The organism is Carbonicoccus niuqiaonis (assembly GCF_050157065.1).
Taxonomy (GTDB): domain Bacteria; phylum Actinomycetota; class Actinomycetes; order Propionibacteriales; family Propionibacteriaceae; genus Avipropionibacterium.
Map to the genome: position 1 here is coordinate 2,906,028 of NZ_CP189573.1, position 15,088 is coordinate 2,921,115.

Annotated in this window: 17 protein-coding genes; 4 read left to right on the forward strand and 13 right to left on the reverse strand. The window is 70.2% G+C overall.

What is annotated here, in order from left to right:
- Position 1 precedes the first annotated feature (1 nt).
- The gene (locus ACQBAU_RS13305; protein WP_465256811.1) at positions 2-1,198 is read left to right on the forward strand and encodes an acetate/propionate family kinase; all 1,197 of its coding nucleotides are present in this window, start codon (positions 2-4) and stop codon (positions 1,196-1,198) included.
- Between the two features lie 43 nt (positions 1,199-1,241).
- On the opposite strand, the gene ACQBAU_RS13310 is transcribed toward ACQBAU_RS13305, so the two are convergent.
- The 10 genes from ACQBAU_RS13310 to ACQBAU_RS13355 form a co-directional block, all read right to left on the reverse strand.
- Positions 1,242-1,484 (reverse strand): hypothetical protein, encoded by a 243-nt coding sequence (locus ACQBAU_RS13310; RefSeq protein WP_465259366.1) that lies wholly within the window; start codon positions 1,482-1,484, stop codon positions 1,242-1,244.
- A 128-nt stretch (positions 1,485-1,612) separates the two neighbouring features.
- Positions 1,613-2,026: a nucleoside-diphosphate kinase gene (ndk, locus tag ACQBAU_RS13315; RefSeq protein WP_465256810.1), complete on the reverse strand. Its 414-nt coding sequence runs from the start codon at positions 2,024-2,026 to the stop codon at positions 1,613-1,615.
- Between the two features lie 10 nt (positions 2,027-2,036).
- Positions 2,037-2,414: a DUF4233 domain-containing protein gene (locus ACQBAU_RS13320; protein WP_434551147.1), complete on the reverse strand. Its 378-nt coding sequence runs from the start codon at positions 2,412-2,414 to the stop codon at positions 2,037-2,039.
- A gap of 3 nt (positions 2,415-2,417) precedes the next feature.
- The gene (locus ACQBAU_RS13325; RefSeq protein ID WP_465256809.1) at positions 2,418-3,890 is read right to left on the reverse strand and encodes a bifunctional folylpolyglutamate synthase/dihydrofolate synthase; all 1,473 of its coding nucleotides are present in this window, start codon (positions 3,888-3,890) and stop codon (positions 2,418-2,420) included.
- Between the two features lie 137 nt (positions 3,891-4,027).
- Positions 4,028-4,351, reverse strand: a complete 324-nt coding sequence (locus ACQBAU_RS13330) for a TfoX/Sxy family protein (RefSeq protein WP_465256808.1) — start codon at positions 4,349-4,351, stop codon at positions 4,028-4,030.
- Positions 4,348-4,728, reverse strand: a complete 381-nt coding sequence (locus ACQBAU_RS13335) for a nuclear transport factor 2 family protein (protein ID WP_465256807.1) — start codon at positions 4,726-4,728, stop codon at positions 4,348-4,350. Before ACQBAU_RS13335 ends, ACQBAU_RS13330 begins: the two co-directional genes overlap by 4 nt.
- Before the next feature lie 58 nt (positions 4,729-4,786).
- Positions 4,787-5,224 (reverse strand): SRPBCC family protein, encoded by a 438-nt coding sequence (locus tag ACQBAU_RS13340; RefSeq protein ID WP_465256806.1) that lies wholly within the window; start codon positions 5,222-5,224, stop codon positions 4,787-4,789.
- Positions 5,217-5,603 (reverse strand): ArsR/SmtB family transcription factor, encoded by a 387-nt coding sequence (locus tag ACQBAU_RS13345; RefSeq protein ID WP_465256805.1) that lies wholly within the window; start codon positions 5,601-5,603, stop codon positions 5,217-5,219. Before ACQBAU_RS13345 ends, ACQBAU_RS13340 begins: the two co-directional genes overlap by 8 nt.
- A gap of 58 nt (positions 5,604-5,661) precedes the next feature.
- Positions 5,662-6,303 carry a response regulator gene (locus ACQBAU_RS13350; RefSeq protein WP_465256804.1) on the reverse strand — a complete coding sequence of 214 codons (642 nt, stop codon included), beginning with the start codon at positions 6,301-6,303 and terminating at the stop codon, positions 5,662-5,664.
- On the reverse strand, positions 6,300-7,565 hold the full coding sequence (locus ACQBAU_RS13355) for a sensor histidine kinase (protein ID WP_465256803.1): 1,266 nt from the start codon (positions 7,563-7,565) through the stop codon (positions 6,300-6,302). Before ACQBAU_RS13355 ends, ACQBAU_RS13350 begins: the two co-directional genes overlap by 4 nt.
- Before the next feature lie 118 nt (positions 7,566-7,683).
- On the opposite strand from ACQBAU_RS13355, the gene ACQBAU_RS13360 reads away from it, so the two are divergent.
- Positions 7,684-8,412, forward strand: coding sequence for a GAP family protein (locus tag ACQBAU_RS13360; protein ID WP_465256802.1), 729 nt, complete (start codon positions 7,684-7,686; stop codon positions 8,410-8,412).
- 93 nt (positions 8,413-8,505) lie between these two features.
- On the forward strand, positions 8,506-11,151 hold the full coding sequence (valS, locus tag ACQBAU_RS13365) for a valine--tRNA ligase (RefSeq protein ID WP_465256801.1): 2,646 nt from the start codon (positions 8,506-8,508) through the stop codon (positions 11,149-11,151).
- A 78-nt stretch (positions 11,152-11,229) separates the two neighbouring features.
- On the opposite strand, the gene ACQBAU_RS13370 is transcribed toward valS, so the two are convergent.
- On the reverse strand, positions 11,230-12,159 hold the full coding sequence (locus ACQBAU_RS13370) for a sigma-70 family RNA polymerase sigma factor (protein ID WP_465256800.1): 930 nt from the start codon (positions 12,157-12,159) through the stop codon (positions 11,230-11,232).
- A gap of 117 nt (positions 12,160-12,276) precedes the next feature.
- Between ACQBAU_RS13370 and ACQBAU_RS13375 the strand changes: the two genes are divergently transcribed.
- Positions 12,277-13,641, forward strand: a complete 1,365-nt coding sequence (locus tag ACQBAU_RS13375; RefSeq protein WP_434551139.1) for an FAD-binding oxidoreductase — start codon at positions 12,277-12,279, stop codon at positions 13,639-13,641.
- Between the two features lie 10 nt (positions 13,642-13,651).
- On the opposite strand, the gene ACQBAU_RS13380 is transcribed toward ACQBAU_RS13375, so the two are convergent.
- Both ACQBAU_RS13380 and ACQBAU_RS13385 read right to left on the reverse strand, forming a co-directional pair.
- Positions 13,652-14,596, reverse strand: coding sequence for a succinylglutamate desuccinylase/aspartoacylase family protein (locus tag ACQBAU_RS13380; protein ID WP_465256799.1), 945 nt, complete (start codon positions 14,594-14,596; stop codon positions 13,652-13,654).
- A gap of 7 nt (positions 14,597-14,603) precedes the next feature.
- Positions 14,604-15,080, reverse strand: coding sequence for an ATP-dependent zinc protease family protein (locus tag ACQBAU_RS13385; protein WP_465256798.1), 477 nt, complete (start codon positions 15,078-15,080; stop codon positions 14,604-14,606).
- Positions 15,081-15,088 lie beyond the last annotated feature (8 nt).

The following is a 15,088-nucleotide window of genomic DNA, read 5'->3' on the forward strand; positions in this document are numbered from 1 at the left end:
CATGGGCACGGTGCTGGTGATCAACTCCGGCTCCAGCTCGATCAAGTACGAGTTGATCGACCCGGAGTCCGGCGAGGTGCACGCCGTCGGTCTGATCGAGCGGATCGGTGAGTCGACCGGTCACGCCCGGCACACCCGTGACGGACGGACCGCCGAGCGGGACGACCCGATTGCTGATCATGGTGCCGGACTGCGGCTGGTGATCGACCTGTTCAACGAGCACGGCCCCGAGCTGGCCGCCGCCGAGGTGATCGGCGTCGGTCACCGGGTGGTACAAGGTGGTGAGCGGATCGTCGAGGCGACGCTGATCGACGACGACGTGCTGACCATGATCGAGGAGCTGTCTCCCCTCGCGCCACTGCACAACCCGGCGAACGCCACTGGCATCCGGGTGGCCCGTGAGTTGTTCCCCGACCTGCCGCACGTCGCCGTCTGCGACACCGCCTTCTTCCACGACCTGCCGATGCCGGCCCGCACGTACGCCATCGATCGTGAGGTGGCGGCAGCGCACCACATCCGGCGGTACGGATTCCACGGCACCTCGCACGAGTACGTCGCCGGTCGGACGGCCGCGATGCTGGGCCGTGACGACCTGAAGCAGGTCGTGCTCCACCTCGGCAACGGCTGCTCGGCCTCGGCGGTCGTCGCCGGCCGACCGGTCGAGACGTCGATGGGGTTGACCCCGTTGGAGGGCCTGGTGATGGGCACCCGGACCGGGGACATCGACCCGGCCGTGGTGTTCCATCTGGCCCGCGAGGCCGGGCTCGGGGTTGACGAGATCGACGACGTGCTCAACCGGCGGTCGGGTCTGAAGGGGCTGAGCGGACACAACGACATGCGTGAGGTCACCCGACTCGCCATGTCCGGCGACGAGCGCGCACGGCTGGCGCTGGACGTCTACACCCACCGGATCCGCAAGTACGTCGGCGCCTACGCCGCCACGATGGGCGGCCTGGACGCTGTCACGTTCACCGCTGGCGTGGGCGAGAACAGTGCCCTCGTTCGAGAGGAATCCTTGGCCGGGTTGGGGTTCCTCGGGATCGAGCTGGACCCCGTCGCCAACCGGGCCGACGCGTCCGGGGAGCGGATCATCTCGCAGCCGGACTCCCCCACGACCGTGCTGGTGGTCCCGACGAACGAGGAACTGTCCATCGCCCGCCAGACCCGACAGGTGGCCGAGTCGACGTTCGACGGCTGAGCCCGCGCCACCTCCCACACCGACCCGGCGAAGCGTCCCGACGTCAGCTGAGCAGGTGGACCACGACCGCGAGCGCCGCCCCGGCGACCAGGGCCGGCCCGAAGGGCACCTCCCCCGCCGGGTCGGTGCGGCGGGCCGCCACCATGATCACGATCACCACCCCGTTGAGCACGAAGGCGGCCAGCAGGCCTCCGACCGCTGCCGGCCAGCCCAGCGTGACGCCGAGCAGCGCGCCGAGCTTCACGTCGCCGAGACCGAGCCCGCGCAGGTTGACGAAGGCCAGCACGAACAACACGACGGTGCCGACGGAGCTACCGCGTAACGCCAGGACTCGACCGGGGACCGAGTCACCCGGGTCCTCGTCGCCAGGCTGATCCCGGAGGTCAACGACCGGGAAGGATCAGCCCGAACGGTTCAGTTCGTGAGCCCGGGGAACCAGAGCGCGATCTCCCGGGCAGCCGACTCGGGCGAATCGGAGCCGTGCACCAGGTTCTCGCGGTTGGACAGCGACCAGTCACCGCGGATGGTCCCCGGAGCGGCCTTCCGGCCGTCGGTGGCGCCGTTGAGCAGACGGATCACCTCGATCGCCTGGTCCCCCTCCAGCACCAGGGCGACGCTCGGCCCGGAGGTCACGAACTTTCGCAGCGGCGGGTAGAAGTCACGGTCGACGTGCTCGGCGTAGTGCTGGTCGGCGAGCTCACCGTCGATGGTGCGCTGCTCCATCGCGACGATGTGCAACCCCTTGGACTCGAACCGGCTCAGCACGGCCCCGACCAGGCCGCGGCGTACGGCGTCGGGCTTGATCAGGACGAAGGAACGCTCAGTCATGGTCGAAACCCTAACCGGTGGTGGGCTGCTCCGCCTCCTCCGCGTGCCGGGCCTGGATGCCCTCGAGCCGCTTGCCGAGCACGAAGCTGATCACCCACAACCCGGCGAACAACAGTCCGACGAAGAACATCGACGGCGTCAACAGGCCCAGGGCGAGGAACGCCGGCTGGGCGAGCCATCCAGTCGGATAGCCGATCTTGGGCCGTCGCATGGTGAACGTCGCCAACAGGCACAACGCCGCGACCACCGATCCGGCGACCACCGCGAGGGTGGTGTCCACGTGCTCGACGTTGATCATGACCGGGATCGCCAGCCCGGCGCACAGGATCTCGAAGAGCACCACCGAGAGCATCACCTTGCCCATCGGGTTCTTCGCCTGCAGCCACATGGTTCAGTCCCTCCCGAACGGGTCGGGCTCGCCGCCCCGGCCGGTGGGGTCGTCACCGGACTCGGCCAGCCCCAGCGGATCGTCGTCGTACGACCCGCCCACCGAGAGTTCTGCGGTGCCGCCCGATTCCGGCCGACCGGTCACGCCCAGCAGGTTGCGGGCCTCACCGACGGCAATGATCGAGCCGGTGACGATGACGCCGGCCAGCGGCGAGGCCTCGACGTCGAGCAGTGCGACGGCCCGGTCGAGGGCGTCGTCCAGCCGCGGTGCGACCAGCACCCGATCGGGGGCGAACACCTGGCGGGCGAGGTCGGCCAGCTCCTCGGCCGGCATCGCCCGGCCGGTGCTGGCGGGTTGGGTGCAGATGACGTGGTCGAAAACCTCGGCCCACGCCTCCAGCACGCCGGTGGTGTCCTTGTCGGCCATCGAGGCGACCACCCCGATGCAGGGCTGGAAGGCGAACGCCTCCACCGCAGCCGAGGCCGCCGCCCGCGCCCCGTGCGGGTTGTGGGCCCCGTCCAGCACGATGGTCGGTGCCCGGCGGACCACCTCCAGCCGCCCCGGCAGGTGGACATCGGCCAGCCCCGTCCGGAGCACGTCCTCGTCGATCGCGGTCATGCCACCGAAGGCCTCGACGGCCGCCAGCGCGAGGGCGGCGTTGTGGGCCTGGTGCTCACCGTGCAACGGGAGCAGGACATCCTCGACCGGGCCGCCGCCGCCCTGCAGGCGCAGCACCTGGCCGCCGACGCCTCGGGCCCGCGCGATCAGACCGAAGTCGATGCCGTCACGGTGCGGCAGTGCGCCGACCTCGGCACACCTGGCCAACAACACCCCGGCGACCTCCTGGGACTGACCGGCCAGGATCGCCTGCGCCCCGGGCTTGATGATGCCGGCCTTCTCGGCCGCGATCTCGGCGGCCGACGAACCCAGCAGATGGGTGTGGTCAAGATCGATCGGGGTGATCACCGCGACCTGCCCGTCGGCGACGTTCGTGGCGTCGTACGTCCCGCCCAGTCCGACTTCGAGGATGATCACGTCGACCGGCGCATCGGCGAACGCGGCGAAGGCCATCCCGGTGATCACCTCGAAGAAGGTCATCGCGATGCCGTCGATCCGGCGCTCGTCGACCATCTGCACGTACGGCTCGACGTCGGCCCACACCTCGGCGAACAGCTCGTGGCTGATCGGCTCGCCGTCGATGTTGATCCGTTCGGTGATGTCACTGACGTGCGGGGAGGCGAACCGGCCGGTACGCAGGCCACGGGCGCGCAACAGGGCGTCGATCATCGCGGCGGTCGAGCCCTTGCCGTTGGTACCGCCGACGTGGATGACCGGGGCACTGTGCTGCGGATCGCCGAGCAGCTCGGTCAGCGCCTGAATCCGCCCCAGCCCGGGGCCGACCCGGTGTTCAGGCCAGCGCGAGGTCAGGTGCGCGACGAGGCGCTCGTGCGCGGCGTCGGTGGTGGGTTCAGTCATGGCCCTGCCATCGTAGTGCGCTCACCAACGCCCCACGAGTGGTCCCGAACGCCCTCCAGCACCCCGCAACGCTCCTCGAGCCCGTCGAGCGGCCGCGGGCGACCCGAGCCCCTCCCAGCCTGTCGAGGGGCCCGACGTCAGCGAATCCGGTCGAGCGCGGCAGTGACCCAGCCCGCGAGCTGCTCGTCGTCGGCGATCGCGTCGGACCGGACCGAGATCCACCCCACCCCCATGCTGCGGCCCGCACCCATCTCGGCCCGGGCCGCGCCGGGGGTGTCCACCAGGTCCGGATCCCGTTCCGGGGACACCCGGACCAACAGGTTGCCGGAGTTGCCGGCATGCACGACCATCTGGTCGTCCACCATGAAGGCCCGGCCGCCGAACATCGTCACCTCGCGGGGCTGCTCGGTGGCCAGTGCCTCGCGCAGCCGTTCGACGAGGTCGGCCTGTTCGGGTTTCACGCTTCTGCCTGCGGCGGCGCGTAGCCGAGCCGATCGAAGGCGAGCACACTCTCCACGATCTTGCCCTCCCGTACGGTGAAGCACTCCCCCGCCGCAGTGGTGGTGGCCGTCGCAGTCTGCGGGTAGTAGAACAGTGCCACCTTGTCCCCGTCGGCGAACCGGGCGACTTCGGGGACCCCGGTGAGCTCAGGGGCGAAGGCGGCGATGAACTCGCGATAGGCGGCCTTGCCGGTGAGGTCCTGCCCCGGGGCGCGGCAGACGATGTCGTCGGCGACGAGGTCCATCGCGGTGTCCACGTCGCCGGTGGTCCACGCCCGGTGGTAGGCGTCGACGACGTCCACGGCGTTCGGCTGTTCGGTCCTGGTCGAGTTGATCATGATGTCTCCTTCATCGGTGCTGGGCGGTTCAGGGATCAGGTTCAGTCGGTCAGGGGTCTCAGTCGGTCAGGGGTTGCCAGTCGTCGTCGGCTCCGGGATCGCCGCCGGGAGCCGCGATCACCAGCCGGGGCAGGAAGTGCCGCCAGCCGTACGCATGTCCTTCGACCCCGTCATCGGGTAGGTCGCCGTGCCGCAGGTCGACCCGGGTGCCGGCCGCAACCGGGGTGAGCAGGAACTCCACGGTGGACGCCCCGGCCGGGAGGTCAGGACTCCCGAGGAAGCCCCAGGTCACCACCACGCGGCTGGGGCGTTCGACGTGGACGTACTCGCCGCGAACAGGATGGCTGGCGATGTCGACGGCGAACTGCCCACCCGGCCGGGCGTCGACGTCGGCGTGCTGGCCCAACCAGGCCGTGATGCCGTCGTCGGTGACCAAGTGATCGAACACGGTCTCCGGGCGGGCCTCGATCTCGATCGACGTACGAAACTCAGCCACGACCGGCCTCCCTGCCCTCGACCGCCTGCTTGCCCTCAACCGCCTGCTTGGCCTCAACCGCCTGCTTGGCCTCGACCGCCTGCTTGAGGGCGGCGAGCTTGGTGGGCCAGAAGTCGTCCAGGTAGGACCGGACGGCGGCGAGCCCGTCGGTGTCGACGGCGAACAGGTGCCGGGTCCCCTGCCGGGTCCGGGTGGCCAGGCCGGCGTTGTGCAGCACCCCGAGGTGGTGTGAGGTGGTCTGCTGCGACAGCGTCAGCTCGTCGGCGATCGCACCGACCGACCGCGGTTCGCTGCGGATCACGGCGAGGATGCGGCGCCGGTTCGGGTCGGCCAGGGCGCGCCACGCCTGGTCCTGCAGGTCCAACGCCGGTTCGGTCATGGCAGGAACCATAACACAAGCCGTCATTTGTACAAACGAATGTCGATGCGAGTCTGGGTCAGCCCAGACCCGACTCGCGCGCAACGATGGCGGCCTGCATGCGTGACGAGCACCCGAGCTTGGCGAGCACCCGTGACACGTGCGTCTTGACGGTAGCCTCACTGATCACCAGCTCGGCCGCGAGCTCGGCATTGGAACGGCCCCGGCCGAGGGCGGCGAGCACTTCCCGCTCCCGATCGGTGAGGTCGTCGAGCCGTGGGTTGGTCCGCCCGCCCGGGGCCGGCGTCCCGACGAACGTGGCCAGGACGCGGGCGGTGACTTCGGGAGCCAGCACACCGTCGCCGGAGGCGACCCGGACGACCGCGTCGACCAGATCGGCCGGTTCGGCCGACTTCAGCAGGAATCCGGCAGCCCCGGCGCGCAGTGCGCCGAAGACGTACTCGTCGATGTCGAAGGTGGTCAGTACCAGCACCGCCGCGGACCCGGCCGCCACGATCTGCCGGGTCGCCTCGATGCCGTCGGTACCGGGCATCCGGACGTCCATCACCACGACGTCGGGCCGCAGCGCCCGCGCCTGGCGTACGGCCACCGCGCCGTCGGCGGCCTCCCCCACCACCTCGAGCTGGGGATCGGCGGAGAGCACGAGTCGCAGCCCGGCCCGGATGGCACCGTGGTCGTCGGCCAGCAACACCTTGATCATGACGCCCCACCGCTGGGGACGACATCGTCGTACTGCTCGGACGTCGCCCCCTGCCCGTGACGGCGACCACCGCGTGGCAGCACCGCACGGACCACCCAGCGACTGCCGTCGGGACCGGCGTCCAGAGTGCCGCCAACCGCTCGGGCCCGCTCGGCCATGGACCACAGCCCGGTTCCGGTCCCGGGTTCCGGAGTACGCCTGCCCGGCGCTGGGAGCGTACTCGTGACCTCGATCAGCAACCTCTCGTCGTCGTTGTTGATCATGACCCGGACCGGGCCGGTGCCCGCGTGTCGTCGCACGTTGGTCAACGCCTCCTGCACGATCCGGTGGGCACTGTGCTCGATCAGTGGCGAGAGGTCGTCCGGCACGTCGGTCTCGAGCTCCACCGGCACCCCGGCCGATCGCAGTTCCTCAACCAGGACGGCAATGTCGGCGAGTCGGGCGGTGGCCGGCGGCTCCGGGTCCTGACCTTGTCGCAGTACGGTGATCATGTCGCGCATTTCGTCGAGGGCGGCGACACTGCTCTCCCGGACCGCCCGCAGCGCCTTCCGGTCCCGATCATGGTCAGCGGGTAGGGCGAGCGCGGCACCCGAATGCAGTGCGGTGGTCGACAACCGGGCCGCAACGACGTCGTGCAGGTCGCGGGCGATCGCGGCACGCTCGGCATGAATCGCGTCATCGCGGGCGCGGTCGACGGCGATACCGGAGAGTTCGCGTTGCTGGCGGATGTTGCCGGCCCACCACAGGGGTACCACCCCGATCGCGACCAGTTGCAGGGCGACGAGGATCCCTTGACGTAGGTCCTGGGCAAGGACACTGACCAGCACCGCCAGGGCGACCGTCACCATGATCACCCCGGTGGTCACGACGTCCCGAGCCCGCCGGCCCGCGTACAGACCGACTCCGAAGAGAAGGTCGAACAGCACCAGGATCATCGCGATGCCACCGTCACCAAGCACCAGCACGTCCACGGCGAACAGCACGATCCCGGCGAGCAGCGCCTTCACCGAGCCGTACCGCTTGACCGCCACCAGCACACACGCCGGGACCAGGCAGGCCAACTGCCACCACGGTGACAGGTCGGCGATCCCCCACAGGTCGAGCCCGGTGCCGGTCCCGCCGATGCCGGCCGCGATCAGCACGACGCCGATCAGCAGGATGGCAGCGGCGCCGGCGATGTCACGCCAGGGCCAGTCCGGCACCAGCCGACGCCAGTGCCCGGGGCCCACCCTGCCGGGAACGGTCTCGGAGGTCGGGGCCATGGGGTCCATCCCACCACGTCGACCACTCGAACGAAATGCGACGAAGGATGTACTCCACCCACCCAAGTACCTTCTTCTGGCCGATGTGGACCGGCGGCCGCCCGGGAATGCTGGCGACATGGACCCCTTGACGGCCGGCTCGCTCGCCGCACTCGCCCTGATCGACTCGACCAGCTTCGGCACCCTGCTGATCCCGATCTGGCTGCTGCTCAACCCGGGCCGGATCCGCGTCGGGCGGCTGGTCTTCTACCTGGGAACGATCGTGGTCGCCTACGCCGCCATCGGCGCGGTGTTGATCACCGGCGGCCGCAGCCTCGGCGGTTGGCTGGCCGAGGCGTCCACCTCACCCGTGCTGGGGGCCCTGCAGCTGGCCGTCGGGGTCGCGTTGGTCGTGATCAGCTTCCGGATGGACACTCCCGAGGCCCGGGAACGTGGCAACGCCCGGGTCACCCGGTGGCGGGCCAAGGTGTCGGTGGGCCATCCCGGTGGCGGTCTCGGGGCGCTGGCCGTACTGGCCCTCGGCGCCGTGGCCATCGAGGCGGCGTCGATGTTGCCGTACCTCGGCGCGATTGGCCTGATGACGGCCTCCGACCTGCCGCCGGCGGCCCTCGGCATCACCTTGCTGGTGTACTGCCTGGTGATGGTCACCCCCGCCCTGCTGCTGATGGTGGTCCGCCTGGTGGCGCGGCAGGCGGTGGAACCCCTGCTGCAACGGGTCGACGGCTGGCTCACCCGCAACGCGGCCGGTGCCACCTCGTGGATCGTCGGGATCGTCGGCTTTCTGGTCGCCCTGGACGCCTTCGGGCGGGTGGGGACGCCGCTGCTCGCGTTCCTCGACAACCTGTAGCCGACGACGCCCGGCGCGCCACGGTCGGTGCTGCGGGTTCGCCCTGTCCGGCCATGCGGCCCCGTCCACCCGAGTTGCGTAGGATTCCGTTCCATGACCGAACAGCACACCGCGCCCACCGACACGTCGACGACGCCTGCGGGCAGGGTTGGCGTAGCGGTACCGGACGCAGCGAAGCTGGAGGGCCTGGAGGACAAGTGGAGCGCGGCCTGGGCCGAGCAGGGGACGTACACCTTCCCCGGCGCCGACGACCGCGCCGAGGTGTTCTCGATCGACACCCCGCCGCCCACGGTGTCCGGCTCGCTGCACGTGGGCCACGTGTTCTCCTACACCCACACCGATGTCATCGCCCGCTACCAGCGGATGCTGGGCAAGAAGGTGTTCTACCCGATCGGATGGGACGACAACGGGCTGCCGACCGAGCGCCGGGTGCAGAACTACTACGGCGTGCGCTGCGACCCGACAGTCCCGTACGAGGCCGACTTCACCCCGCCGGCGAAGCCGAACCCGAAGAAGCAGGTGCCGGTGAGCCGGCGCAACTTCGTCGAGTTGTGCCATGAGCTGACCCACGTGGACGAGCAGGCGTTCGAGCAGCTGTGGCGCCGGGTGGGCCTGTCGGTCGACTGGGACACCTTGTACACAACGATTTCCGACGACTCACAGTTGGTGTCGCAGAAGGCGTTCCTGCGCAACGTGGCCCGCGGTGAGGCGTACCTGTCGGAGGCGCCGACGCTGTGGGACGTGACCTTCCAGACCGCGGTCGCCCAGGCCGAACTGGAGGCGCGGGACTACCCCGGCGCCTACCACCGGATCGCCTACCACCCCACCGGTGGCGGCGACCCGATCTGGATCGAGACCACCCGACCCGAGCTGGTCCCGGCCTGCGTGGCGCTGATCGCGCATCCCGACGACGAGCGGTATGCCGAGTTGTTCGGCACCACGGTCACCAGTCCGCTGTTCGGGGTCGAGGTGCCGGTGCTCGCGCATCCGGGCGCGGAGATGGACAAGGGCGCGGGCATCGCGATGTGCTGCACCTTCGGCGACCTCGCCGACGTGACGTGGTGGCGTGAGCTCAACCTGCCGGCCCGTACGATCATCGGGCGCGACGGCCGGGTGGTGCGGGAGGTGCCGGAGTGGATCAGCGGCGCCGGTGCCGGCGTCGAGCTGTTCGAGGAGTTGAGCGGCAAGACCGTGTTCTCGGCCCGGGAGCTGATCGTCGAGGCGTTGCGGACCAGTGGCGACATGGACGGCGAGCCGAAGCCGACCCAGCGGATGGCGAACTTCTACGAGAAGGGCGACAAGCCGCTGGAGATCGTGTCGACCCGGCAGTGGTACATCCGCAACGGTGGCCGCGACGACGACCTGAAGCAGCAGTTGTTGGTGCGTGGTGACCAGTTGGCATGGACCCCGGAGTTCATGAAGCACCGCTACGACAACTGGGTGAGCGGGCTGAACGGTGACTGGCTGATCTCGCGACAGCGCTACTTCGGGGTGCCGTTCCCGGTCTGGTACGCCCTCGACGCCGACGGGGAGCCCAACTACGCCGAGCCGATCCTGGCCTCGGAGGAGTCGCTGCCGGTCGACCCGTCCTCGGACTGCCCGCCCGGGTTCACCGAGGACCAGCGCGGCAGGGCGGGCGGCTTCATCGGCGACCCGGACGTGTTGGACACCTGGGCCACGTCGTCGGTGTCGCCGCACATCGCCTGCGGGTGGGAGCGTGACCCGCAGTTGTTCGACGTCACCTTCCCGATGGACCTGAACACCCATGCCCACGACATCATCCGGACCTGGTTGTTCTCCCGGGTGGTGCGTGCCCACCTCGAGAACGACTCGCTGCCGTGGTACCGGTCCATGATCAGCGGCTTCGTGGTTGACCCGGACCGCAAGAAGATGTCGAAGTCCAAGGGCGGCGCGACCGTCCCGGACGAGATCTTGCACAGGTTCGGTTCCGACGCCGTACGGTGGCGCGCGGCGATGGCGCGGCCCGGGATGGACTCCCCGTTCGACGAGTCGCAGATGAAGGTGGGTCGCCGGCTGGCGATGAAGGTGCTCAACGCCAGCAAGTTCGTGCTGGGCATGTTGGACACCTCGACGAGCTCGACGGACGTGAGTTCCGCCCGTCGAGCCTGTCGAGACGTCACCGAGCCCGTCGACCGCGCGTTGCTGGCCGCCCTCACCGAGGTGATCACCACCGCCACGCAACGACTCGACGCCTTCGACTACACCGGCGCCCTCGAGGTGACCGAGACCTTCTTCTGGCAGTTCTGCGACGACTACGTGGAGCTGGTGAAGGAACGGGCGTACGGGGCACAGGGACCAGAAGCCGCGGCCTCGGCACACGCCGCACTGGTCACGACCCTGGACGTGCTGCTGCGGCTGTTCGCACCGATCATGCCGTTCGTGACCGAGGAGGTGTGGTCGTGGTGGCACGACTCCTCGATCCACCGGAGCGCGTGGCCCACCGTCGACGAGATCGCTGCGGTGGAAGGGAATCCGGAGCTGGTGGCCGACGTGGCCGCGGCGTTGATCGGTCTCCGCGGAGCCAAGTCGCAGGCCAAGGTCTCGATGAAGACCCCGATCACCGACGTCCGGGTCGTCGCCCCGGAGGCGAGCCTGACCCGGCTGCGGGAGGTGGCCGCCGACCTGGCCGCCGTGGGCCGGATCCAGGGCGACATCGGCTGGGCCGTCGGTGACGAGGTGCACGTCACCGCGACCGTGGTCCCCGCGGACGGGTCGTAGACCGGCCGCCCGTGAGAAGAGGCGCTGTGGCGACACAGGTGGAGCTGACGTCCACGTGTGTCGCTGTGGCGCCCACTTTTACGACGGATCCAGGGCAATCACGATGTCGAGCGTGGCCAAACGGCCCGGATCGGCGATCACGTCCAGTCCGACGATCCGGTCGTCGACGACACTGACCAGGTAGACCGCGTGGGCCACGCCCTCGCTGACGTAGGCGGCAGCCGGGACCCCGTCCACCAGCACCGGGCGGGTGCGCTGGGCCCGGCCGTCGAACAGCCGCGCCACGGCGTCGCCGCCCCGGACCTCGGTAGCCAGCGGCGGTGCCCCGGCCGCCACCGCGCCCCGGGACAACGCCACCGCGGCGTCATCGCTGCGCAACCGGATGTCGGGGTCGAGCAGTAGCAGCAGCCCACCGAAGTCACCCTGTCGGGCCGCGGCCAGGAACGCGCCGATCGCTGAGCTGCGGCGGTCCCGTACGGCCGCGACGTCGACCGACCGGAGCCTGGCCCGGGCCCGTGAGGCGAGTTGGCGCGCGGTCGCCGGGGTGCGCTCCACGATGGGGGCGATCTCGTCGTACGGCAGCGCGAAGACGTCGTGCAGCACCAGCGCGAGGCGTTCGAGCGGGCCGAGGGTGTCGAGCACGACCTGCATCGCCAGTGTCAGATCGGCCAGGGCCAACGTCTGCTCGGCCGGGTCCACGGGCCCGGTCACCGCCGCCGCCGGCTCACCCCCGATCGGGTCACTGTCGGCCAGCACCTCGCGACGGGACTCGCGCTGCCGGATCAGGTCGATGCAGATCCGGGAGACCACGGTGGTCAGCCAGGCCTCGAGGTTCTCGATGCGGGCGACGTCGGCCCGCTGCAGCCGCACCCAGGCCTCCTGCACCGCGTCGTCGGCGCTCCACGGTGAGCCCAGCGTGCGGCGTGCGATCGCCTGCAGCTTCGGTCGGTGACCGTCGAACCGGGTGGCCAAATCGTCGAGTTGCTCCGCCGTCATCTTCTGGGGCACGAGTTCCCTCCGGTCAGGTCGTGTCACGTTTTGGGGCCATCGTTCGACTCAAAGGACGAGACCCGCTGCGATGGCCAGCTCAACCCTGCCATGGCTACCACCAACCGAGGAGCAATCGTGACGAACCCGCCGATCACCACCGAACCGACGACCCCCGTGGCCGACACGGCCCTGCCCACCCACGTCGCCGAAGCCCTCCCCACGAGCGTCCGCGGACCGGTGCTGCTGCCGGGCGACACCGACTGGGACATGGGCAACAAACCGTGGAACCGGGAGGTCGACCAACAGGTCGCCGCCGTGGTCGAGGCCGCCGACGCCGACGACGTCGCTGCCCTCGTCCGGTTCGCCCGGACGCACGGGCTAGCGATTGCCACCCAGCCGAGCGGTCACGGCGCGACCGGGCGCGCCACCGGCGCGGTCCTGCTGCGCACCGGTCGGCTCGACCGGATCGACGTCGACCCCGTGCAGCAGACCGCCCGGGTCGGGGCCGGAGTCCGGTCCGGCGACCTGCAGCGCGCCGCCGCCGCTCACGGGCTGACCGCGCTGCCCGGCAGCTCACCGGTGGTGACGGTCACCGGCACCGCCCTCGGTGGTGGGCTCAGCTGGTTCGGACGGGCCTTCGGTTGGATCGCCGACAGCGTGCTCGCGTTCGACGTCGTCGATGCGGACGGGAACGCCCGAACGGTCAACCCCGGCAGCGATCCGGAGTTGTACTGGGCACTGCGTGGTGGCGGCGGGGAACTCGCCGTGGTCACCGCACTCGAGGTTCGGCTCCACCCGGCACCGCAGGTGTTCGGTGGTCGCCAGCTCTGGTCGGCCGACCACGCCCATCAGGTCGCGCAGGCCTTCCGGGCGATGACCGAGACCGCACCACCCGGCCTCACCCTGTGGTTCGAACTGCTCAACTTCCCCGGCGCCGACCCGATGGTCGCGATCGACTCGACCCACCTCGGGGACGAGGCGACGGCCCGTGAGCTGATGTCGCCCACCGACGACCTGCCCACTCCGCTGTCGGACAGCCGAGCATCCATCAGCGTCGCCGACCTGGGCGCGATCACCGGTGAGCCCACCGAGCCGAGCGCCGGCCGATCACATGCCGAACTGCTGACCCGGTTGGACGACGACGTGTTCGCGACCCTGCTGGACCAGCCGCTGGCGCCGGTGATGGCGGTGCAGCTGCGCCACCTGGGTGGCGCCTTGGCCGGCCCGAGTGACGGTCCGCACGGGCCGCTCGTCGAGCCGTATGCGCTGTACCTGCTGGGGCCGGCGCCGACACCTGAACTGGCCCGGGCGGTGAGCGCCCGGCAGGCGGAGCTCGTCGCGTTCCTGCCCATCAGCGGCCGCAAGCCGGTCACCTTCCTGAACCCGACCGAAGAACTGTCGGACGCGCTGTCGCCGGCCTCCCTGGAACGGCTGCGCCGGTTGAAGGACGAACGAGACCCGGACCGGATCATCCGTGGCAACTTCGCCGTGGCCGACTGAGCTCGACCGATCACACCCCGATGTGGACCAGGGCGTCGCCGGAGTTGACCAGCGGCACCTTGGTCCGGCCGATCACCACGCCGGTGCGGTCGGCGTACACCAGCCGCTGGGTGCGGCCGAACGAGTCGTACACCCCGCCGAGTCGTTCGCCCTCGGTCACCTCCTGGCCGAGTTCGCAGTCGAGGCGCAGCAGTCCGGTACGTCGGGCACGGACCCAACCGGAGGTGCGACACTCGCGGCTCGGCCGGTCGGCGGCCTCGACCGGGTCGATCATGTCGAGGGCCGCGAGCACCCCCAGCACGCCGGCGACCCCCGCGTCGATGGCCCACGCGTCCATCCGCCACGGCTCACCGGCCTCGTACACCAGCACGGTCGCACCGCGTTCCCTGGCCGCCCACCGCAGCGACCCGTCGCGCAGCTTGGAGTGGAGCATCACCGGGGCACCGAACACCTCCGCCAGCTCCCTGGTCCGCGGGTCGTCGAGGTCGGCGCGGATCTGCGGCAGGTTGCTGCGGCCGTCGGAGCCGGTGTGCAGGTCGATGCCGACCTCGCACTTGGCGATCACCTCGGTGATCATCAGGTGCGCCACCCGCGACGCCAGTGAACCGCGCGCCGATCCGGGGAAGGACCGGTTGAGGTCACGGCGGTCCGGGAGGTAGCGGTCACCGCTGAGGAAGCCGAGCACGTTCACGATCGGCACCGCGATCACGGTGCCCCGCAAGGTCTTGGCCGACAGGGTGTCCAGCAGTTGGTGGATGACCTCGATGCCGACCACCTCGTCGCCGTGGATGGCGGCGTCGAGCCAGATCACCGGACCGTCGTCGCGGCCGTGCAGCACTCGTACGGGGAGGGCGATGTCGGCGCCGGTCACCAGTCTGGTGATCGGCAGCTCGACGTCGCGGGCGGTGCCGGGACGCACCCGGACGTTGCCGATCGGGAAGGATTCTCGTGGCATCTGGGTGCTACCGCCCTCGGTTGCGTCGTCGGGTGGCCCGCCGGGGTCGTCCGCCGAGGTAGGAGCGGCCGGGGTCGACCAGGAACCGGCCGCGCAGCGCTTCTCGACCGATCAACATCCGGAAGCCCATCTGGTCGCGTCGGGTCAACGTCAGCTCGGCCTGCACGCTGGTGCCCAGCAGCTCGATCTCGGTCCGCACCACGACCCGCCGGTCGGAGTGACCCGAGGAACTGCGCACCAGTCGCCGGTCGTGCACCGGCAGCTCGACGACCGTGGTGTCCTCGGCCGACCGCTGCCACGGGTGAATCGCGAACCGGACCCAGTCGCCACCATCGCGCTCGAACTCCTCGAGGTCGAACGCGTGAATGGACGAGGAACGGGCCCCGGTGTCAAGCTTGGCCTTGACCCACGGCACCCCGAGTCCGGGCAGGGCGACCCACTCCCGCCAACCGGCGGTGAGGTAGGAATGACTCGGACCAGACACTCGATCAT